The following is a 21,933-nucleotide window of genomic DNA, read 5'->3' on the forward strand; positions in this document are numbered from 1 at the left end:
AATTCTTGCAATAAAGAGAACCCTAGAAGGGTTCAATTATTTTAGCAATCCCATCGCACAGGGCAACGGCATTCTTTCCATTTTTCCGCCATTGGAAATGAGCCGGAGGCGAAAGGGCTTCCTCCGGAAGTATGTTTTTTGTATTGAGAAACCTCCAACGGGGGTGAAATGTTTGTAGAAATTAGATGTTTGTAATGGCGAACCCACAGCGTGGGTGAAATGTTTTTCTATACCTTTCTGTGTCACCCTGAGGGCTTGCCGAAGGGTCTCGGAACTATCCATACTTAACTTGAAATAGGTTTCTCAAACTTACGATGACAACCACCTCAAAAAATAAAATAAAAAATAGATTCTTCGTTTCACTCTGAATCCCTATTTAGCGCATTTTGATTCTGAACGATTAGTGAGGAATCTGTACGGTTCTCTACTACTAATGTGTGTCATCCTGCACCGAAGGTGCAGGAACTGTACGCCAGTGCAACCCTTATTATTCCGAGATGTTTCGTGCCTCAACATGACAAAAAAGAGGAAAGAAGGTGCTGGACAGTACAGCAATGTAATCCTCAACCAGCTTATCGATTTGGTCTGTTTTATTCCGAGATGTTACGTGCCTCAACATGACAAAAAAAGGGGAAAGAAGGTTCATGAAAATACGCCAATGTAATCCTCAACTAGTTTGTCGATTTGGTCTGTATTATTCCAAATTGTTTCGTGTCTCAGCATGAAAAAAAATGAAATGTCAATGTCCTCTGGAATTTATTTTCATAGATCCTAAATCCTTTCCTCTTAATCCAATTTCACTGCATTTAACCTCAATGAATTGACAATTACAGATACAGAACTCAAGCTCATGGCTGCAGCTGCGATCATTGGGGACATCAGAATCCCAAAAGATGGATATAATATACCGGCTGCAATGGGAATACCGATGACATTGTATAAAAATGCGAACAATAGGTTTTGCTTGATGTTCCTCAGCATGGATTTACTTAGCTTGAAGGCTTTGTGCACGCCGATAAGATCTCCTTTAATCAAGGTGATTTCTGCACTTTGGATGGCAACATCTGTTCCGGTGCCCATGGCAATACCCACATCTGCTTGGGTTAAAGCTGGAGCATCGTTGATTCCATCACCAACCATGATCACCTTTTTACCAGCCTTTTGCAGTTCTTTGATACCATTTAGTTTGTCTTCAGGCAATAAACTGCCTTTCGCATGTTCGATACCTGCCTCTTTCGCAACGATATCTGCAGTATTTTGGTTGTCCCCAGTAAACATATAGACTTCAACACCCTCTTCCATAAATCTCTTGATTACCTCTATGCTGCTTTTTTTCAAGGCATCAAATGCGGCAACCAAGCCAGCAACTTTTCCATCGATGGCAAGTACGGATACAGAATTTCCCTTTTTCTGTAATTCCTCAATCTTTTGGAGTTGTTCATTGCTGACCTCGATATGCTGTTCTTCCATTAATCTTGGTGTTCCAAGTAAGGCGGTCATATGGAATATATGGCCTTTGACACCCTTGCCTGAAATGTTTTCAAATTGAGCAACATCTAATAGCTGTAAGCCATTTTCTTTGGCCTTATCCGTCATGGCCTGTGCCAGCGGATGGGTACTGTTCTTATTCACAGATGCTGCGATCTGAAGGATGTCATTTTCTGAGAATTTGTCGTTTTCAGAAGTAACTTCAGATACGGAAGGTTTTCCTTCTGTAATAGTACCTGTTTTGTCCACAACCAGCACATTGGCTTTTTCAAGTTTTTCCAGTGCTTCCGAATTCTTGATCAGGATGCCATTTTTCGCTCCTTTTCCAATTCCCACCATAACAGACATAGGCGTTGCAAGACCTAATGCACAAGGACAGGCAACAATCAATACAGCCAACATATTTGAAAAAGCCATGGCCGTACTATTGGGGACGGATGATATGTTCCAAAGGATAAAGGTCAAGATTGCAATGGCAATAACGGCAGGGACAAATATTTTGGAAACCTTATCGGTCAGTTTTTGAATAGGGGGTTGACTTCGACTGGCATTATTTACCAGCTGAATGATTTGGGAAAGGAGGGTTTCAGAACCCACCTTTTCCGCTTTGATCAAAATCTCATGGTTTCCGTTGATGGTTCCACCGATTACCTGATCGTCTTTTGATTTTTCAACGGGAATAGGCTCTCCGGTAATCATGGCTTCGTCGATGGAAGTATTACCTTCAGTCACAATTCCGTCTACTGGGACTTTATCTCCCGCTCTTACCCTTAAGATATTCCCTACTTTAACATCGTGGATCGATATTTTCCTTTCTTTTCCATTTTCAACCAGGATAGCTTCAGCAGGACTTAATTTGATCAATTCCTTAATGGCAGAGTTAGTTTTAGAATGGGCTTTGGCTTCCATTACCTGACCTAATAACACCAAGGTAAGGATGACCACAACGGATTCGAAATACAGGTGGACTTCTCCATGATGTCCCTTTAGTTCTTCAGGAAAGATCTGCGGGAAGAAAAAGGCCAATAAACTAAAAATAAAGGCTGCTGCAGCACCAAGGCCAATCAGGCTGAACATATTTAAATTCCAGGTCTTGAAAGAGGTCCATGCACGTTGGAAAAACATCCAACAGGTATAGAAAACCACTGGTAAAGTTAGGATTAGCTGTATCCAGGCATTGACTTTATACGGGATAAGCTGACTGATCGGTTGACCTGGCAACATATCGCCCATGGAAAGGATAAAAACGGGTACAGTACATGCGACAGAAATCCAGAATTTCTTTAAGAGATCCCGATAATGTTGGTCGTCTTCTTCAGTAACCTGATTAGGGACAAGCTCCATTCCGCAGATTGGGCAATCTCCAGGGTGATCCTGAACGATTTCTGGGTGCATGGGGCAGGTGTATTCCACTTTAAGGGTGGTATCAGGAATTTTTTCCAAATTCATTCCACAAACTGGACAAGAACCAAATTTATCATAGACTTTGTCTCCTTCGCACATCATAGGGCAATAGTATTTCCCTGCATTACTGGCATTGACCGTCGGTTGTGCCTGATGTTGATGGGAGGGAGCATTGAAGTCCACTTTTTCTACAGGGCGTAAATGCATATTACAAACCGGACATCTGCCAGGTTCATGGTAAATCTTGTCCTTACCCTCGCAAAACATTGGGCAGATATATTCTCCACTTTCAGATAGCTCAGGCTCATGCGAATGTTGATGATGCATGTGCGGGGCACTTCCTTTCTCCTGGATATGGTAATGTCCACCTAATTCATCCAATTTATTTTGTAGTTCTTCGTTGGAAATGGGAGATTTTGCTTTGATCTGGGCTTCTCCCTTTTCAAGATTTACGGTAGCTTGAAGTTCCGGAATTTCATTCAGTTTTTTCTCCACATTAGTCCTGCAGCCATTGCAGGTCATTCCAGTCACTGAGAATGTCTTTTCGGTTGGGGCATGACTATCCATATTATCCTCTTGATGGATCTGATAATGACCGCCCAATTCATTGAGTTTATCTTGAAGATCAGAAATTTGAATAGGTTCATCTGTCTGCAATTGTGCCTCTGCTTTTTCAAGACTTACTTGAGCTTTGATCCCAGGAATCTCATTCAGCTTTTTCTCGACGTTGGTCCTACAGCCATTGCAGGTCATACCCGTTACTTTATATGTGTGATTCTTCATTATGCTATTGATCGTTATTAATGAATACAAATTTCAGGAGAATTGGGTTTAGAATTGTTACATAATTTCCATTAATAGTTATAAAATTATGTAGAATTTGCAGGAAGATCCGTAAATTCATAGAAACCTAAAACGAATGAGCATTTCAAGAAGAGAATTTATTTATAAGTCAGCTTTGCTATTTCCTGCTTTGCACTTAACATCATTATATGGTAGGACGAATAAACAATCTACCCTGCGTGTTGGCGCTATTGGTATCAAGGGGATGGGTTGGTCCGATTTAAGTTCCATCCTAAAAGTATCCAATGTAAGTTGCACCGCTATCTGTGATGTGGATGATGCTGTGATTCAGGAAAGGCAGAAACAATTAGAAGCTTTAGGTCAAAAACCTAAGGTATATAAAGATTATAAAGCCTTATTGAAAGATCCTGAGGTCGATGCTGTCATAATCGGTACGCCTGACCATTGGCATTGCTTGATGTTGGTGGATGCCTGTAAAGCTGGTAAGGCAGTTTATGTGGAGAAACCCATTGGGAATTCCATTGTGGAGTGTAATGCCATGCTAGCAGCGAAAGAAAAGTATAACAGCATTGTGCAGGTAGGACAGTGGCAACGATCGCAGAAGCACTTTAAGGATGCCATTGAATTTGTGCATTCAGGGAAATTAGGGAAGGTTCGCTTAGTAAAAGCTTGGGCTTACTTAGGTTGGAAAAAGCGTGTTCCAGTTGAGCCTGATGGACCAGTTCCAGCAGGTGTTGATTATAAATCTTGGTTAGGTCCCGCTAAGACAAGACCATTCAATCCGAATCGTTTCCACTATAATTTTAGGTGGTACTGGGATTATGCAGGTGGTCTGATGACCGACTGGGGAGTCCATCTATTGGATTATGCGCTATTGGGGATGAAGGTTTCAGATCCGAATTCCATCATGGCAGCAGGAGGTAAATTTGCTTATCCTGATGATGCAGGTGATACCCCTGACACCTTGACTACTGTCTATGAATTTGATGGATTCAATATCCAATGGGAACATGCAACCAGTATTTCAGGAGGTCCATATAGTCGTGAACACGGTATTGCCTTTATAGGTAACAATGGCACTTTGGTATTGGATAGAAATGGCTGGGAAGTGATTCCAGAGATGGATAGGATGGAGGCTGTTCCCTATCAGAAGAAAGTAGACAATGGACTGGATCTGCACATGCAGAATTTTGTGGAAGCCATCCGGACCAAAAATGGAAATATTTTAAATGCTCCCCTAGAGGTAGGAAGTCATATTGCTAAATTCTCCCAAATGGGAAACATTGCCTATAGAACAGGGAAAAAGATCTATTGGGAAAAAGATAAACAACGATTTAAAGAAGCTGAAGCCAATAAATTATTGGCAGCGGGCTACCATAACGGCTATAAGTTACCCCAGGTTTAAATGATGGGGTATAAGGAAGATTTAGGATTGATGGAATAATTTTCTTTCATGGTTTTGAAGAAACGTGTATTCATCTGATTATCTTCCAAAATAAAGGGCACAAAAACTTGGTTATTATGAACGCAGAGTTCATAATAACCAAATAATATCTGATTGTTCTTCTGAACAGATTTAACCGCACGAACTTGCTGAACATCCTTCAGCAAATTAAAAGAAACTCTATTTCCACTTAGCCATTCAATCAGCACATCATTGGTATTTGGATTGAACCATATCCTTTGATCCTTGGCATATTTCAATTGATTGTTCAAGAGAAATAGTTGGCTCATGAGATAGAGACTGATCGGAAGCATGAAAAGGATAATCTTGATCTTCATGGCCAATACGATCGTGATAACAAAGAGTACAACCCCAATACCTACACTGAACAGGGTGTTCTTGATGGTCCTTTGGATAATGGGTGCACCACTCTCCACAAGAAAAAAGCCCTGCTTATTGCTTTTTTGAACAGCAGTAGATTTGCCCTTCATCATCACTCTTCGCGACAGAAAGTAAATCAATATACCGACAAGGATTACAATAAGAAGGATTTTGTTCATGATTAATATTGTTCAGATTCGTTAGGGTATTCTTGTGCTTTCACGTCGGCCACGTATTGCTTCACGGCTTTGTTGATCTCTTCATTTAAGTTTAGGTATTGTCTCAAGAATTTAGGTTTAAACTCTTGTGTAATACCCAGCATATCATTAACGACCAAGACTTGGCCATCGCAGAGATTACCTGCTCCAATTCCTATGGTCGGGATGTCCAACATCTTGGAAACTTCGCCTGCTAAAGCTGCAGGAATCTTTTCCAGGACAACGGCAAAACATCCTGCTTCTTGAAGGGCTATGGCATCTTCCTTTAATTTTGCGGCTTCAGCATCTTCTTTAGCACGGACACCAAAATCACCAAATTTATAGATGGATTGAGGGGTCAAGCCTAAGTGTCCACAAACCGGAATTCCAGATTGTACGATTTTCTTGATGTTGTCAATGATTTCAGTTCCACCTTCTAATTTGATGGCATGTACGCCGGATTCTTTCATCATCCTGACCGCTGCTTTGTAAGCATCTTCAGTAGCACCTTGATATTCACCGAAAGGAAGATCGGCGATGACCATGGAGCGTTTAGCTGCTCTAGCTACCGCTGAAGCATGATAGATCATATTGTCAAGCGTAATAGGCAGTGTGGTTTCAAAACCTGCGAAAACATTGGCAGCAGAATCGCCTACCAACAGAATATCAACACCGGCATCATCTAAGATTCTTGCGGTTGAATAATCATAAGAAGTAAGCATACTGATTTTCTCCCCTCTGTTTTTCATATCGCGAATAATAGATGTTGTAATTCGCTTGATTACTTTATTTACTGACATGTTAGATTGCTTTTATTGCAAAAGTAGGCATTTTTGTAGGAGTATCAACCTGAATGTTAACCTATTGCTTAAACTACGCTGAATTATAGAAAATTAGCAATAATTCTTATTTTTGCGGTTATGGCTCAACAAGAGAAAAATCTATTTAAATACCCGAAATTCAACGAACTGATCATACACGAGGATGACAACCTCATTGTTATCAATAAACCACCCTTTGTGGCCTCATTGGATGCAAGGGGAGGTGATGAGGTGAATATCCTTCGCTTGGCGAAAAACTATTTTCCAGACGCACAGGTCTGTCACCGACTGGACAAGGATACTTCCGGTGTTCTCCTGATTGCGAAAAATCCAGAAACCTATAGGCTCATGTCAATAGAATTCGAAAAACGTAGGGTCGATAAAACCTATCATGCCATTATTGGAGGGACCCATGTTTTTGAAGATCTTCTGGTGGACTTACCGATCCTGAACCAAGGAAATAAGAATGTGACCATTGATCGCTATAATGGGAAACCTGCAGAGACAATTTTCAACAGTATCCAATATTTCAAACATTTTACTTTAGTGGAGTGTAAGCCGATTACTGGTAGGATGCACCAAATCCGTATCCATCTTGCTACCCAGCATGCTGCCATCGTAGGCGATGCAATGTACCGTGGGAAACCTGTATATCTTTCCCAAATCAAGAAAAGAGGATTTACACTTTCTAAGGATCAAGAAGAATTGCCGATCATGAAGCGCTTTGCTCTGCATTCCAAGGCGGTTAAGTTTACTTTGAATGGTAAAGAGTATGCATTTGAGGCAGAATATCCGAAAGATTTTGCTACTTTGTTGAAACAGTTGGAGAAATTTGATTCATAATCATGGCCGAAAAGAAAAACAACACAAAAAATATTTTATCCTGGGTCCTTATTATTGTTTTGGCAATATTGGTATTGACACCAACGACCAGAACAGCAATTCAAAGAGGATTAATGAAAATAGGTCTTTTTAATCCCTCAATCCCAAAACAAACGGCTGCAGAGCCTTCCGCAACCCCTATGGTGATGACGGAAACAGTAACCCTATCCGATGATACCGGAAAAAGGATCCAAACCCATGAACTCCAGGGGAAAGTTGTCTTTATCAATTTCTGGGCAACTTGGTGTGGTCCTTGCCGTGCCGAAATGCCATCTATCCAAAAACTATATGATAAGTATAAGGATAATGATAAGGTTGTGTTTATGCTAGTAGAGATTGAGCATAATGCAGATGGTGCGAAGGCGTTTATGGAAAAGGAGAAGTTGAATATGCCCATATATTATCCTGAAAGTGAGATACCAACAACTTGGTTAAGTGGATCAATTCCTTCCACGGTTGTGCTGAATAAACAGGGAGCTCTTGCTTTTGACCATAAGGGCATGGCAGACTATTCAACCAAGGAGTTTGAGGATTTCATGATCTCATTAATAAATCAGTAATATATAATGACCAAGAAAGAGCTAATAGACAATATTAAAAGAAAGAAAAGCTTTTTATGTGTAGGATTGGATACCGATATCACGAAAATTCCAGAACATCTCTTAGATGAGGAAGATCCAATTTTTTCATTCAATAAAGCTATCGTTGAAGCCACTGCAGATCTTTGTGTAGCTTATAAACCGAATATTGCTTTTTATGAGAGTTATGGCGTAAGAGGTTGGGAATCCCTGCGTAAGACCTGTGAGATCTTGCCAAAGGATTGTTTCAGTATTGCAGATGCCAAGAGGGGCGATATTGGCAATACCTCCAAGATGTATGCGCAGGCTTTTTTCAATCCGGAATCTTCGGGGTTGAATTTTGATTCCATTACCATTGCTCCTTATATGGGAGAGGATTCGGTTACTCCATTTCTTGATTTTGAGGGTAAGTGGGCAATTGTACTGGCATTGACCTCCAATCAAGGTAGTTTGGACTTTCAGAATTTCCAGAATGTAGAGGGAAAGCAATTGTTTGAAGAAGTCATCGACAAGGTAAATACTTGGGGGAGTTCGGAGAATCTGATGTATGTTGTTGGAGCTACACGTGGGGAAGCATTCACTAAAATTAGAGAGCATGCTCCCGATCATTTCCTGTTGGTTCCAGGTGTTGGAGCGCAAGGTGGATCTTTAGCTGATGTGTGCCAGTATGGAATGAATAAAGACTGTGGACTTTTGGTCAATAGTACCCGTGGAATTATCTACGCTTCGAAAGGTAGAGACTTTGCTGAGAAAGCTCGTGAGGAGGCTGTGCTATTGCAGAAAGAAATGCAAGAGCAACTTGAAATCCATGGAGTTATCTAGGTTTATCTGAATTAAAAAATAAAATCAATATAGTGCAGTCTTTTCTCAAAAGGCTATAAAAACTTTCATGATCGTTTGAATTTCGGCGAAAACATGAAAGTTTTTTTAAATTCTGAATCTTTGGCATAATAATTTGTGGAGATGCAGGGATAATGAGTTTTATGAATAAAGTAAAGTCATCCCATTTGTGGGGTTTGCTTGCAGGGGTCGCCTGTTTGAGCAGTTGTAGTTCAGTTTATTTGCCCAATGTTCCAGCAACACCGATGTTTAATAACAAAGGAGAAGGGTATATTGCGGCACATGTTAACCCTAAGGGGAACCTAAGCGGCAACCTAGGTGTTGCATTTACCGACCACCTTGCCATTATCGGAAATGGCTCCTATATCAATTACCATTCAGACAATAATGATTTCAAACAATATCTGTATGAAGGTGGATTAGGCTATTATACGGTAGTTGGAAAAGCTAAGCGAAGTGTACTGGAATTCTATGGCGGTTATGGCGTAGGAGCGACAACCGATGTTGATAAGAGGGCGAGCACCACAGGGGCCGATCCAGTGGAAACAAGAGACCTTGACTTCAACAAAATCTTCGTTCAGGCAAATTTTTCGTCAACAAGAAAAAACAAGATTAATCTTTTTGGCAAGAAGAGGACTCTAAACTATGGAACAGCTATTCGCTTGAGCCGTGTCAAGATGGATCGATTTGAGCTCAATGAGGTTGCCTCACAGCTGGAAGAGAATGTGTATATAGAGCCTGTTTTCTTTACGAGGTTGGAATTGAATAAAGGGTTTCAAATCCAATATACCAATGGTTGGAATATTGGTCTGATGGACAATCAGTATTTAAAACCTGGAAATGCTGTTTTTACACTTGGTTTGATTTATAATTTTGGAAGAAAGTAATAGAATATGAGAAAATTAATAGGAATAGTATCCGTTCTGGCAATCCTGATGTTATCTGGTTGCCAAGTAAACAAAAAAGCCCAGATTAAGGCTTTGGCAGACTGCGAATATGATGTCGAGTCGGTTGATCAGGTGAAGTTCAATGGCAAGAATTTGGAATCTTTCAAGGGAGCGGATGGGAACTATAATATGTCCTCGATTGCAGGATTGGCGGTAGCTCTGTTCAGCAAGGAACTTCCTTTAGAAGGTAAGGTGAATCTGAAAGTTACCAATCCGGAAGCTCAAAAAGCTGCTTTTAACTCTTTCAAATATGTCATTGAGATCCAGAATTCTCCTCTGTTTGAGGGTACGGTAGATCAGAATGTAAGTTTGACCCAAGGGCAAAGCACCATTGTTCCGATGACATTCAAAGCCAATATCTTTAATAAAGCCAAAGAAAATGGCTTTGAGAAGTTTTTCGATGAACTCCTGAACAAGAAATCTGAAGGCTTTATGGTCCTTAAGATCAAACCTTCTATCCGTATCGCAGGGCAGAATATTTATTATCCATCCTATATCACCGTCGATAAGAATTTTGGCAGTAAGATATTTAAGCTGTTTAAATAACAGAAAAGGGGCAAATGAAATTTGCCCCTTTTCTGTTATTTGGATTTGAGATTTGAGATATGAGTATTGAGATGTATAAATTCGCCAGCAGGGGTGGGATCTTTGTAGAAGGGCATAGAATTAAGGGATAACCCTTAGCGGGGGTGAAATATTTTTCAGTATTTCCCCTTTATGGGAATAAAGCAATAAAAAATAGTTTCCTCATCTTACGATAGCGGAATGACAAACAACTCTAAATAAAATAAAAAATAGATTCTTCGTTTCACTCTGAATCCCTCTCAGGAATATCCAATTCTGAACGGGGAGTGAAGAATCAGTCCGTAAATGTCGCACAACGTGCTTGTCATCATCCATCGAAGATGGATGACCTGTTCGCCAACAGCATAATGATTCTAATGTTCCGAGATGTTTCGTGCCTGCCAATTACAAATTTGATAGAACTGTGTTTCTAGGTATTTATACCTATAATTATTATCCAGAAGAATTTTTTTATCCGCCATACCTCCCTAGAGGGGATGAATTATTTTAGCATGGATGGTAAACAATATTGGGCTAATGCAAAAACGTTGTTCGATTAATCGAACAACGTTTTTGCGCAACTTCCAGGCTAACGTGCCATGCCAGCTAAAATAATGGAACCCCGAAAGGGGTTCTATATTTAAAAAATAAAAGAGCTAATTAATTTTCATTGACAACTTGCTGTCATTACCTTCCAATAAATTTACCTCAAATTTTTACTTCTCAACATAACAGTAACACTTAACTTTCAAATGTATGGATAGCTAAACTACACCAAGGAATTCTTTAAATTTTCTTTGTACATGTCGTAGGTGTATACATTGTATGGTAGGAGTTTGTAAGCCAAATATTTTGATACCAAGCAACAAACGATCAATGGAATGATTAAGCTGTATCCATTAGGCACGATATTGCAAATCAAGAAAATGGATGTAAAGGGCGCATAAATAGCTGCTGAAAGAGCTGATCCGGCACCTATAAGTGCGAAATTGATTGGACTTACCTCCATGTGAAGGAAAGTTTGGCAGAAAATTGCTACTAGCAGGCCTAAGAAAGCTCCAACAATAATGCTTGGTGCGAATACCCCTCCGTCGCCTCCAGCACCTAAGGTAAGGGAGGATGCCAATGGTTTCAATAATACAAGTAGGAACAAATAACCCATGGAATTTGTTTCTGCATGAAGGACTTCATTTAAACCGTGGTAGCTATCTCCGAATAGAACTGGAAAGAAGAAAATTAGAATTCCGACCGTAATAGCGCCTAAGTTGACCCGTATAAAGTTGTTATTGATATTTCCGAAGAAAGTCTTGATCCTGATCATCAATAAGGTGAATCCTACAGCGAACAAGGCGCCTAAAAGGCTTAAGAGTAAAAAGAATGGCGTAGCTTGCCATTTCCATTCCACGATCTGCGTAGGGATGATCCGTTCATTTCCTAAACCATATATAAATAATGCTGCAACTAAGGTGGAGGCCAGGCAGCTGATCAAAATGGTCGGTTTGAATTTTCTGCTGATGGCTTCAATACCGAAGAGCAATCCAGCTAAAGGGCTGGAGAACAATATGGCAACCCCTGCTGCCGAAGCTGCACAGATAAGTTCCCTTTTATAGAGTTTGGCCGAAAAGTTTTTCTTGTACACTTCATTTCCAATGGTTGCCGTAGAAACCACTGTAGAAACTTCAATTCCCGTAGAGCCTCCAAAGATTACGGTCAAGAATCCATTGATGAAGTGGGATGGAATCTTAAATAGGGGTAAGTGGTCTTTCCTAAGGTCCAAAGTTTTATAGATTTCAGTCATTCCCTTGTTTTTCCTTCCCTGAAAGGCATATTTTCTGAGGAAGTAGATGATGGTGATACCAATTGAAGGAAGGATGATGAATATGTAAGGGTTGGTTTCAGAGACAAAATTGAACATATGATGTTCGGTCTTTTCTGTAATATAGCGCAGGGAAACAGCAAGAATAGAACTCAGTAAACCTACTATTAAAGAAATGGCAAAGAGCTTGAAATAATTTTGATGAATGACTTTTTTTCTATTCATTTTAGAAAGTGAATTTAAACTTGACGCCGGGAATATGCGTAATTGAACCTAAATCAAGAGTCAAGTGGGAGAATGCGACAAATTTAAGTTATTTGTAGAAAAAATGAGTTTATGTAACATGTATTGTTACATTAATTAAATTATTTTTCGAGTGTTAATGCTTTTCCTTTATGGGCAGCGATGTGGTCGGTCTTACTGCTCTTGATTTCATATTGCGGATCTTGCGGGCTGGCTCGATGGGTGTAGCCTTTATAATCGAAATCGCTAGTATGGATTTTGATGATGGTTCCAGAAACCCGACCTGCTTCAGAATTCCAGCTGACCAGGTCACCAATTTTGAAATTTGTGTCCATGATAATAGGTTTTTGTTTATGATGAATAATTTAATTTACCGTCTACAATGCTGGCTGCTGAGGTATATGGATGTTCCTGAGCTTTGCCAATAGCCATAATATGAAAGACTTGCCATCCTCGTATCTTCAGATAATCGGAAACTAAAGATCGATGGCATCTCCACCAAACAGCCTCTGAGCACATATAGACCGTTTTTTGTTCAGTTGCCATAGCTTCTAATTCAATGATTCCCTGTTTAAATTCATCTGTTTCCATATAATCGGCATAACCCCGAAAGGAAGGGTTTCTCCATGCGTTATTATGACTGTCCTTGTGAGCAGGTCTACGACCGGTCAAGGAGCTCAGATGGATGTATTTGATTCCATGGTTTTCTAAGGAGATCTTGAGTGTATCCTGATTGAATTGCGGGAATTTACGAGAACCAGGTAACTTTCTTATATCGACCAGGAGTTCAATGTCAAAGGAGTCCAGCATATCCAAAAACTCTTGGATGGGATGGGTCGAATGCCCAATGCTGTATATGATCTTAGACCGTTCCATTGTTTTGATTGAATGCGACTAAGTATTTATCTATATAGAGTGGTTTTTCTTTTGATTTATATTGCTGAATAAAGCGAGGGTGTTCAAGGACTGTCAGTTTATCGAATAGATTGGCTTCCTGATTGAGTTTATGGATGAATTGGGCATTCTTTTTTCCTAAAATAAAGACCTCATCTTGGTAAAGACCTAATTCGATATGGCTTTTTAGGGATTCGATCATGAAATCTTTAACCGCAAGGAAGAGTTTGGGGTCATCGTAGTAATTGGCATTGAGGAATTGGCCGGGTTTAACTTCACGGATTATGGCCAATGGGAAAGGGGAGTTAATATAGAATTCTCTGTAAAACTCGGCTGCTCCGCCAAATTCTTTAATCATATCATACATAAAGACGGAAGATATTTCATGAGTACGTGCAGAAGTCATTTTTATACCGCATGCCGATTCCAGTCTTTTTGTGTCTGTAAAGGGGACACCTGTAACGCCGGCACCATGTCTACTGGGATTGATTCCGATCAGGAATTTTCGGGGATTGTTGTCGGCATAATATTGATTGTAGAATTTCCGCATGACTTCCAGGGTCTCAGGATTATCCATAAAAGGGTTCATCACAAAAAATCCCTCGGGTAATTTGCCTGTATATTGAAGCCTTTGGTTGAAGTCAATTACTTTATCTGCAAAATTCATTTGACAAATGGATTTGGTTTCCTATTGCTTCATTAAAGGTACGAAAAAGCTAGGTTTAATTTCCTTTATCTCTATTGAAAGTGTAACCGACAGTCCATTCGATGAAATCGGCCTTGCCCATATGAGCTTTAATGGAAACCCCTGCATTGATGTTCTTATAGACGTAATAGCGGGCACCTGCTCTTAAGAACACACGCCTGATTTCGCCGTTGAAGCGTTGGTTGTGCAAGTAATAGCCCACATTACCGTTCAGGACCAGTTTTTCATTGAGGATATGGGCCACATAGAAGGAAGGGCCTCCTGATAATTTAGAACTTAACTTTCCAGATTTGTCCCCCGCTATTTCGGCGTCATTTCCTGATGAGGAATAGAAGAGGTCAAATCCTCCACCCAGCCTCCATTTATAAGAAACATGTCTACTGGCATAAAGGCTCAAAGTAGATTTAAAGAACCGTTCATCAGATTCATTCTTTAATTGTTTAAATCCTACACCGTAATTAACATGGTAAAGGATCTTTTTGGAATAGGGCTTAAGTACAGAATCTCGATTGATCTTGATGTCAGGATTAAATTGATAGTTTACCGAAACAGTCAAAGGCACCAAGTTTACACCTTTGTTAGGCAATCGGAGTGCTCCATTAGAGAAATGATGGAATGCCAATCCAACTCCAGCTTTCCAATGTGGATTGATTTTATATTGGGTTCTGATCCCTAAGTCAATAAACACGTTGTTTTTTGATCCTATGACTAGATTCAATGGGTTTTCATTTTCGTTGTAAGGCTTGAAGTTTCCGGATAGACCAAGGCCAATGCGGTAATCATAGCTCCAGCGGCTGTCCTCTTTTGGAGCGATTGGAGTTTGGACAAAGCCATAAATTGCGAAAGGGCTACCTAAGATGTCGGTATTGAAGGTGCTAGAATATAGTCCGATACCATAAATAGGGTAGTTGTATATTTGATAATACTGATCTTTTTTAGCGCGCTGTTTCCAACCGATCTTAAAGTTTAATCCATTATAATATGCACCTTCATAGGTTGAAGATTTAAGACCTTTTTGAGCGAGAATGCCGCCGTTTTCGGTTTCTAGTTCCAGGATCAACGGACTCTTTTTGATTTCCTCTTTGATTTGCGTTATTTGGCTGTTGGCCAAAAAGGGTAGAAGCGTAAATAAGATAAGTATAGTGTGCTTAATCACAGAATAATAATTATGGATTATACATAAGTCGACAAAAATAGTAATAACTTTGTGCCTTAAAACGAGTTCAGTGTCATTTTTGTTTCAAATGATCGTGCGGAAAAAAAATTAGCTAACGTGTCAAACTTTATCCTCATTATTTTTTGCCTAGCCGCTGGGATAATAAGTAGAAGATTTAATTGGGTTGCCAAAGATGGATATAAAGCCTTGAATGCATGGGTTTTGTATTTCGGATTGCCTGCCATTTCCTTTAATTATCTACCAAAGTTGAGCTGGGACAATAATTTATTGTTCACGATGTTGGGACCAGTTTTGGTGTTGACGGGATCCTTGATTTTCTTTTATATCCTGGAAAAAGTGACCCGTATATCCAAAAGAACTTCCCATACCTTGATGTTGATCGCTGGATTGAGCAATACTTCTTTTGTTGGCTTTCCTCTGATTACAGCTTATTTCGGCACGGATGCCCTGCCAATAGGAATCGTTAGTGATCAGATGACCTTTTTCTTGCTGTCTACCGTAGGGGTGGTAGTCGCTATGAAAGGGAGTTTAAAGAAGAAGAATAATGTTGATTTCAGGTATATTTTGAAAAGGGTATTTACATTCCCTCCATTGATAGGATGTTTATTGGCTTTAACCTTGGGAGGATTAGTAGACTTGAGCAGTTTAGATGATTTCTTTAGGATTTTAGGTTCTACTGTTTCTCCCATCGCCTTATTTTCAATAGGCCTTCAACTTAACTTTGGGATTGTAAAGAGTGAAATTCCCAATATTACCTATGCTTTGGTTTATAAACTGATTTTTGCACCTGCAATCGTAATCCTTGTAGCCTTCATGATGGGGCTAAAAGGGGAGATTGTTCAGGTTTCTATATTTGAGATGGCGATGCCTAGTTTGGTGGCTACCAGTATTATATTAAGTCAGTTTAAGTTGAATTCGAAGGTGGGAAACAGTGTCATTGGGATGAGTATTCCCTTGGGTCTTTTGAGCACTTACTTCTGGTATCAAGTCCTTATTACATTCCTAATGTAACCTAAATGTTATTGAAATATTTCTAGAATTGCTTATCTTTATTGAAATAATTTCATTGAAAATCGAATTGATTTTAAGTTTTTACATACTATAACTATTTATGAGGAGAGTTTTATTCTTTGCCTTGTTGGCAGGGATACAAATGTCTAATGCGCAAGAAAAACACGAGCGTTACACACAAAAGATAGAAGGGACAAGTTTAGAATTCACGATGGAAGCCATTCCTGGAGGAGAATTTAACATGGGAAGTGCGAAGTCGTCTAATGCGGATGAGAAACCCGTTCATAAAGTGAAGTTAGATCCATTTTGGATGGGTACCTATGAAGTAACTTGGAATATTTTCGAGCCATTTTTATACAAGGATTACGAGATCACCAAGTCTACGGATGGAAAAGTACCAACAGCAGTTGATGCGGTGACTAGGCCTACAAAGCCATATCTGGATATGACCTTTGGTTTTGGCAAGGATGGTCAACCGGCCTTGGCAATGACCCATTACAATGCTATACAGTTCTGTAAATGGTTATATGTAAGAACGGGTGTTTTTTATAGGTTACCAACTGAAGCGGAATGGGAATATGCTGCAAGAGCAGGTTCTGAAACCGAATACTTCTTTGCAGATGATGCAGCGCAGCTAGCTGACTATGCAGTTTTCAAGGATAATTCATCTGGTAAAACAGCGAAGGTTGGAACAAAAAAAGCGAACCCTTGGGGTTTATATGATATTTTAGGAAACGTTTCGGAGTGGACCTATGATCAGTATGATGCTGATTTTTATAAAACTTTGGAAGGTAAGGTGTCAGATAACCCGGTGAATGTTCCGGCCAAATTATATCCTCATGCGGTACGTGGCGGTTCATTTGAAAGTGGAGCTGCCGATATGCGTTCAGCTGCAAGAGGGGCGTCAGACCCGATCTGGAAACAATTGGACCCACAGATTCCAAAATCAAACTGGTGGTTTCCGGAAGCTCCTTTCGTAGGGATGCGTTTAGTACGCCCGGTTAAACAACCTAGTCATGAGGAGATTATGGCGTATTATGATAAAGCGCCTTTGAAGGATTTTTAATTAACTTAAACCGTATAATACTCAATTTAAATCTAATTTCATGGAAAGTTTAAAACGTAGGGATTTCATAAAATCTTCTTCTGCCCTAGTGGGTGCTGCTGCCTTAACGGGTAGTTCAGTGAGCAGTGTATTCGCTGCAGGTTCTGACGTTATAAAAATTGCTTTAATTGGATGTGGTGGTCGTGGAACTGGAGCAACATTTGATGCTTTTGCTTCAGGTCAAAATATCAAATTAGTGGCAATGGCCGACGCATTTAAAGATAACCTGGATTCTACTTATGATACACTTAAGGAGAAGTTTGGGGATAAGATAGATGTGCCAGATAGCCGTAAATATGTGGGTTTTGATGGCTATAAAGCTGCAATCAAAGATGCTGATGTCGTTTTATTAACGACTCCTCCTGGATTCAGACCTATTCATTTTGAAGAGGCTGTTAAACAAGGCAAACACGTTTTCATGGAAAAAGCTGTGGCTGCTGATATTCCAGGAGTTCGCAAGGTCTTGGAAGTAGCAAAAATTGCGAAACAAAAGAAATTAAACGTTGTGGTAGGTTTGCAAAGACGCTACCAAACAAACTATAGAGAAGCAATCAAGCGTATTCACGATGGTGCTATCGGAGATGTGGTTTCAGGACAGGTATATTGGAACAGCGGTGGTGTTTGGGTAAGACCTCGTAAACCGAATCAAACTGAGATGGAGTACCAAATGCGTAACTGGTATTATTTTAACTGGTTATGTGGTGACCATATTGTTGAGCAACACGTTCATAATATCGACATTGCAAACTGGGTAAAACAAAAATATCCTGTTTCTATCCAAGGAACCGGAAGTAGAGCCCATAGAACTGGAAAGGAGTATGGGGAGATCTATGACAACTTCGCTATAGAGTTGACCTATGATGATGGATCGGTGGTTTACAGCCAATGTCGTCACTTTGAAGGGATCTCGAATAGAGTAGATGAGACCTTCCAGGCTACTAAAGGTAGAGTATATTTATCGGCTGGTAACCAGGCGGTTTTATATGGTCCAGACGGTAAAGAAATCTATCGTCACGATCCAAAAGGTAATCCTAATCCTTACCAGCAAGAGCACAAAGAATTGTTTGAAGCTATTGCTAAAGGTGAATATAAATTTGAAGATGCCGAATACGGAGCGTATAGCTCGTTGACCGGTATTATCGGAAGGATCGCATGTTATACTGGAAAGGTGATCAAGTGGGATGAGGCTATTCAATCCAATATCAGCTTGATGCCTGATCAGTTCACTTGGGATGCAAAACCAAAGGTATTGCCGAATGCAGATGGATTCTATCCGGTTGCAGTTCCAGGACATGATGTAGAGAAATACATTTAATAGTGATAAAACTCTGTAATTTTATCATTATGATATTAATTGGTTGCTGTGCCTATGGGCAGCAACCAATTTCTGCTTTACAGAAACACGAACTTTACGGACGGGCGCAGGGTACAACCTATACCATTAGCTATTACGCTCCAACAGCTTCAATTACCCAATCTTCTATCGACAGTATATTTGCGGTTATAGATCAATCCATGTCCCTTTATAAAAAGGATTCCCAAATTTCAAGGTTTAATGATCCCAATACGGATAAAATGAAATTGGATCCTCATATGTTAAAAGTGATGAAGGAATCTTTCAGGGTATATAAAGACTCGAAAGGTTTATTTGATGTTACGGTGATGCCATTGGTTTCCTTATGGGGATTTGGTCCAAAGGAAGTCGTTGATATTCCAGATACAGCGACTATCAGGGAAACGATGGAGCATGTCGGGATGGATAAACTTCGCTTATCGGGAAAAACCTTGAAAAAGAAGGCCTCAAAGGTGGAGGTTGATCTGAATGGAATTGCCCAAGGCTACACTGTTGATGTTTTACATGACTTTCTCCTAAAAAAGAAAATAGCAAGTTTTATTGTAGAGGTGGGGGGAGAGATTAGGGCTTATGGTACAAAACCCGATCAAAGCACTTTTAAGGTGTTGGTGCAAAGGCCGGAGCAAGCTATCGGAGGTTCAGATCATATTCTGGAATTAAGAAACAAAGCGGTCACGACATCAGGGAGTTACGAGAAGTTTCGTAAAGTAAAAGATTACAGGTTTTCACATCATATGGATCCCAAAACAGGGTTTCCGATTAAATCACAGATTATATCAGTAACAGTGGTTGCCAATACAGCAATGGAGGCGGATGCCTATGATAATGTGTTCATTGCGATGAAACCAGAGGACGCGATTTCATTTGCGAATTCCAAAAATATAATTGATATTTATTTAATGTATTTGGAGGAAGGGACAGTGAAAGAAGCCCAATCTGCTGGATTCAAGAAGTATTTGCTAACCGATTAAATACTTAAAATTTAAACTTATACCTAAATGAAACGTTCGGATTTTTTAAAAAACAGTTCCCTTTTGGTTGGAGCTTCATTATTCTCTAATGGGCTTTCTGCCAATGATCAATCTCAAAAACCTATGGAATCGAAATCAGCCAATCAACCATTCAAATTAAACTATGCGCCGCACCAAGGGATGTTCAGTGCAACGGCAGGAAAGAATTTCCTTGATGAAATTCAATATATGTATGACTTAGGCTTCAGAGGAATTGAAGACAATGGCATGCCAGGTCGTTCGGTGGATGAACAAAAGAAAATCGGTGATTTGCTAGCGAAGTTAGGGATGACCATGGGTGTATTTGTGGTGCCCAAAGGTGGTAATGGTGCGAATTCATTAGCTGCTGGAAAACAGGAGTTTGTAGATGTGTTTCTAAAGGGATGCAGGGAGTCTGTCGAGATCGCGAAACGTTGTCATGCAAAGCATGTAACTGTGGTACCGGGAGATTATGTCAGAAACCTTCCAATTGGTGTGCAGACTGCGAATGTTGTAGAAGGGTTGAGAAAAGGAGCGGAAATATTCGAACCGCACGGTATTACCATGGTATTGGAACCATTGAGTGATACGCCAGACCTGTTTTTAAGATTTACCGATCAAACCTATGAAATCTGTAAGGCTGTAAATAGCCCATCATGTAAGATTCTATATGATGTATACCATCAACAAAAAAATGAAGGGAATTTAATTCCGATGATGGATTTATGCTGGAGTGAAATCGGTTATATCCAAGTTGGTGACAACCCGGGAAGAAGGGAGCCGACAACTGGAGAAATCAATTATAAGAACCTATTTAAATGGTTGTACGAGAAGGGGTATAAAGGTGTGGTTGGAATGGAGCACGGTATGTCCAAGTCGGGCAAAGAAGGTGAAGAAACCTTGGTTAAAGCCTATAGGGAGGTTGATTCCTTCTAATGCTAAAGGGATTTAGTATTGAAACAAATTCGTGATTATATTTTGTTATTAGCATATTATCTCTATCTTTAAATTCAAGATTTTAGTAAACCTTTTAGAATGTCTTCATCAATTAAATTTAAACTCTCTTTCATGATGTTCCTCGAATTTTTTATTTGGGGAGCTTGGTTCGTTACGCTCGGAACATTTTTAGGAAACAATTTAAAAGCGTCAGGCTTGGAGATCGCAAATGTGTTCTCTACACAGTCATGGGGAGCTATTATAGCTCCATTTATCATCGGAATGATTGCAGACCGATATTTCAATGCAGAAAGAATCCTTGGTGTTCTGCACTTAGTTGGGGCATTCCTAATGTACCAACTTTATCAGAGTGATTCCATCGGATCTTTCTTCCCTTATGTTCTAGGCTATATGATCCTGTATATGCCAACACTTTCATTAGTGAATTCCGTATCATTTAGACAGATGAAGAATCCTGAAAAGGAATTCTCATTTATTCGTATTTGGGGTACTATCGGATGGATTATCGCTGGATTGTCTATCAGTTACCTATTTAAATGGGATAGCCCAGAAGGCTTACAAGAAGGCCTGTTGAAAAACACCTTTATGATGTCAGCAATTGCTTCTTTGGTTTTGGGAATCTTCTCATTTACTCTACCGAAAACTCCACCTGTGAAAGCTGGAAACAGTGGTGAGAAAGAAAGCATTTCTAAGATTTTAGGATTGGATGCCATCAAGTTATTGAAAGATCGTAACTTCTTGGTGTTCTTTATCTGTTCTATCCTGATCTGTATTCCATTGGCGTTTTATTACCAATATGCGAATCCATTCTTAACCGAGATCGGTTTAGCGAATGCAACAGGTAAAATGACGATCGGTCAGATTTCAGAAGCACTTTGTTTATTGTTATTGCCTGTATTCTTTACAAGATTTGGTTTTAAGAACACCATTTTGTTGGGAATGTTGGCTTGGGTAATTCGTTATGTATTATTCGCATATGGCAATGCAGGCGAGATGACCTTTATGCTATTGATCGGTATTGCACTGCACGGGATCTGTTATGACTTTTTCTTTGTATCAGGTCAGATCTATACAGATTCTAAAGCTGGAAAAGATAATAAGAGTGCGGCTCAGGGATTGATTACGTTGGCAACATATGGAGTAGGCCAATTGATCGGATTCTGGGTGGCAGGTTATGTAAGTGACATGTATGTGAACATCAAAGCTTCGGATTTGGCTTTGTTCTGGAATAAATTATGGATAGTTCCTGCGGGGATTGCATTTGTGGTGATGATCATCTTCATGCTATTCTTCAAAAAGGAAACTATTCAGACACAAGTAGAAAACTAATT

20 protein-coding genes are annotated in these 21,933 nt (G+C 39.8%); 12 read left to right on the forward strand and 8 right to left on the reverse strand.

The window, feature by feature from the left end:
* Window positions 1-786: 786 nt before the first annotated feature.
* A complete protein-coding gene (locus ACWIB3_RS17300) occupies window positions 787-3,675 on the reverse strand; it encodes a heavy metal translocating P-type ATPase (RefSeq protein WP_454292230.1) in 2,889 nt (962 codons plus the stop codon).
* Between the two features lie 136 nt (window positions 3,676-3,811).
* Here ACWIB3_RS17300 and ACWIB3_RS17305 point away from each other — a divergent pair, with 136 nt between their 5' ends.
* Window positions 3,812-5,101: a Gfo/Idh/MocA family protein gene (locus ACWIB3_RS17305; protein WP_313262123.1), complete on the forward strand. Its 1,290-nt coding sequence runs from the start codon at window positions 3,812-3,814 to the stop codon at window positions 5,099-5,101.
* Here ACWIB3_RS17305 and ACWIB3_RS17310 read toward each other — a convergent pair.
* Both ACWIB3_RS17310 and panB read right to left on the reverse strand, forming a co-directional pair.
* Entirely contained in the window at window positions 5,098-5,700 is a 603-nt protein-coding gene (locus tag ACWIB3_RS17310; protein WP_454292231.1) for a hypothetical protein, read from the reverse strand. The genes ACWIB3_RS17305 and ACWIB3_RS17310 overlap by 4 nt on opposite strands.
* Window positions 5,701-5,702: 2 nt before the next feature.
* Entirely contained in the window at window positions 5,703-6,518 is an 816-nt protein-coding gene (gene panB / locus ACWIB3_RS17315) for a 3-methyl-2-oxobutanoate hydroxymethyltransferase (protein ID WP_313262124.1), read from the reverse strand.
* A 120-nt stretch (window positions 6,519-6,638) separates the two neighbouring features.
* On the opposite strand from panB, the gene ACWIB3_RS17320 reads away from it, so the two are divergent.
* The 5 genes from ACWIB3_RS17320 (at window position 6,639) to ACWIB3_RS17340 (ending at window position 10,332) form a co-directional block, all read left to right on the forward strand.
* On the forward strand, window positions 6,639-7,382 hold the full coding sequence (locus tag ACWIB3_RS17320; RefSeq protein ID WP_185213656.1) for an RluA family pseudouridine synthase: 744 nt from the start codon (window positions 6,639-6,641) through the stop codon (window positions 7,380-7,382).
* A 2-nt stretch (window positions 7,383-7,384) separates the two neighbouring features.
* Entirely contained in the window at window positions 7,385-7,981 is a 597-nt protein-coding gene (locus ACWIB3_RS17325; RefSeq protein WP_185218415.1) for a TlpA family protein disulfide reductase, read from the forward strand.
* Between the two features lie 6 nt (window positions 7,982-7,987).
* A complete protein-coding gene (pyrF, locus tag ACWIB3_RS17330; protein ID WP_313262128.1) occupies window positions 7,988-8,821 on the forward strand; it encodes an orotidine-5'-phosphate decarboxylase in 834 nt (277 codons plus the stop codon).
* Window positions 8,822-8,982: 161 nt separating this feature from the next.
* Window positions 8,983-9,726, forward strand: coding sequence for a hypothetical protein (locus tag ACWIB3_RS17335; protein WP_454292232.1), 744 nt, complete (start codon window positions 8,983-8,985; stop codon window positions 9,724-9,726).
* Window positions 9,727-9,732: 6 nt separating this feature from the next.
* Window positions 9,733-10,332 carry a hypothetical protein gene (locus tag ACWIB3_RS17340; RefSeq protein ID WP_254527878.1) on the forward strand — a complete coding sequence of 200 codons (600 nt, stop codon included), beginning with the start codon at window positions 9,733-9,735 and terminating at the stop codon, window positions 10,330-10,332.
* Window positions 10,333-11,119: 787 nt separating this feature from the next.
* On the opposite strand, the gene ACWIB3_RS17345 is transcribed toward ACWIB3_RS17340, so the two are convergent.
* The 5 genes from ACWIB3_RS17345 to ACWIB3_RS17365 form a co-directional block, all read right to left on the reverse strand.
* The gene (locus ACWIB3_RS17345) at window positions 11,120-12,391 is read right to left on the reverse strand and encodes a chloride channel protein (RefSeq protein ID WP_454292233.1); all 1,272 of its coding nucleotides are present in this window, start codon (window positions 12,389-12,391) and stop codon (window positions 11,120-11,122) included.
* Window positions 12,392-12,531: 140 nt separating this feature from the next.
* Window positions 12,532-12,744 carry a hypervirulence associated TUDOR domain-containing protein gene (locus tag ACWIB3_RS17350; RefSeq protein ID WP_313262131.1) on the reverse strand — a complete coding sequence of 71 codons (213 nt, stop codon included), beginning with the start codon at window positions 12,742-12,744 and terminating at the stop codon, window positions 12,532-12,534.
* A 16-nt stretch (window positions 12,745-12,760) separates the two neighbouring features.
* On the reverse strand, window positions 12,761-13,285 hold the full coding sequence (locus ACWIB3_RS17355; protein WP_454292234.1) for a DUF488 domain-containing protein: 525 nt from the start codon (window positions 13,283-13,285) through the stop codon (window positions 12,761-12,763).
* Window positions 13,272-13,970, reverse strand: a complete 699-nt coding sequence (locus ACWIB3_RS17360; protein ID WP_454292235.1) for an SMUG2 DNA glycosylase family protein — start codon at window positions 13,968-13,970, stop codon at window positions 13,272-13,274. Before ACWIB3_RS17360 ends, ACWIB3_RS17355 begins: the two co-directional genes overlap by 14 nt.
* Window positions 13,971-14,025: 55 nt before the next feature.
* On the reverse strand, window positions 14,026-15,165 hold the full coding sequence (locus tag ACWIB3_RS17365) for an acyloxyacyl hydrolase (protein WP_254527870.1): 1,140 nt from the start codon (window positions 15,163-15,165) through the stop codon (window positions 14,026-14,028).
* A gap of 117 nt (window positions 15,166-15,282) precedes the next feature.
* Between ACWIB3_RS17365 and ACWIB3_RS17370 the strand changes: the two genes are divergently transcribed.
* The 6 genes from ACWIB3_RS17370 to ACWIB3_RS17395 all read left to right on the forward strand — a co-directional run bounded on the left by ACWIB3_RS17370 (window position 15,283) and on the right by ACWIB3_RS17395 (window position 21,931).
* A complete protein-coding gene (locus tag ACWIB3_RS17370) occupies window positions 15,283-16,197 on the forward strand; it encodes an AEC family transporter (RefSeq protein WP_454292236.1) in 915 nt (304 codons plus the stop codon).
* Window positions 16,198-16,297: 100 nt separating this feature from the next.
* Window positions 16,298-17,263 (forward strand): formylglycine-generating enzyme family protein, encoded by a 966-nt coding sequence (locus tag ACWIB3_RS17375; RefSeq protein ID WP_454292237.1) that lies wholly within the window; start codon window positions 16,298-16,300, stop codon window positions 17,261-17,263.
* A gap of 40 nt (window positions 17,264-17,303) precedes the next feature.
* Window positions 17,304-18,617, forward strand: a complete 1,314-nt coding sequence (locus ACWIB3_RS17380; RefSeq protein WP_185213667.1) for a Gfo/Idh/MocA family protein — start codon at window positions 17,304-17,306, stop codon at window positions 18,615-18,617.
* 29 nt (window positions 18,618-18,646) lie between these two features.
* Window positions 18,647-19,627, forward strand: coding sequence for an FAD:protein FMN transferase (locus ACWIB3_RS17385; protein WP_454292238.1), 981 nt, complete (start codon window positions 18,647-18,649; stop codon window positions 19,625-19,627).
* A gap of 27 nt (window positions 19,628-19,654) precedes the next feature.
* Complete coding sequence (locus tag ACWIB3_RS17390) at window positions 19,655-20,581, forward strand: hydroxypyruvate isomerase family protein (RefSeq protein WP_185213669.1); 927 nt, start codon at window positions 19,655-19,657, stop codon at window positions 20,579-20,581.
* 99 nt (window positions 20,582-20,680) lie between these two features.
* On the forward strand, window positions 20,681-21,931 hold the full coding sequence (locus tag ACWIB3_RS17395) for a nucleoside permease (protein WP_454292239.1): 1,251 nt from the start codon (window positions 20,681-20,683) through the stop codon (window positions 21,929-21,931).
* Window positions 21,932-21,933: the final 2 nt, after the last annotated feature.

The sequence above is a fragment of the Sphingobacterium sp. NPDC055431 genome, assembly GCF_053644255.1.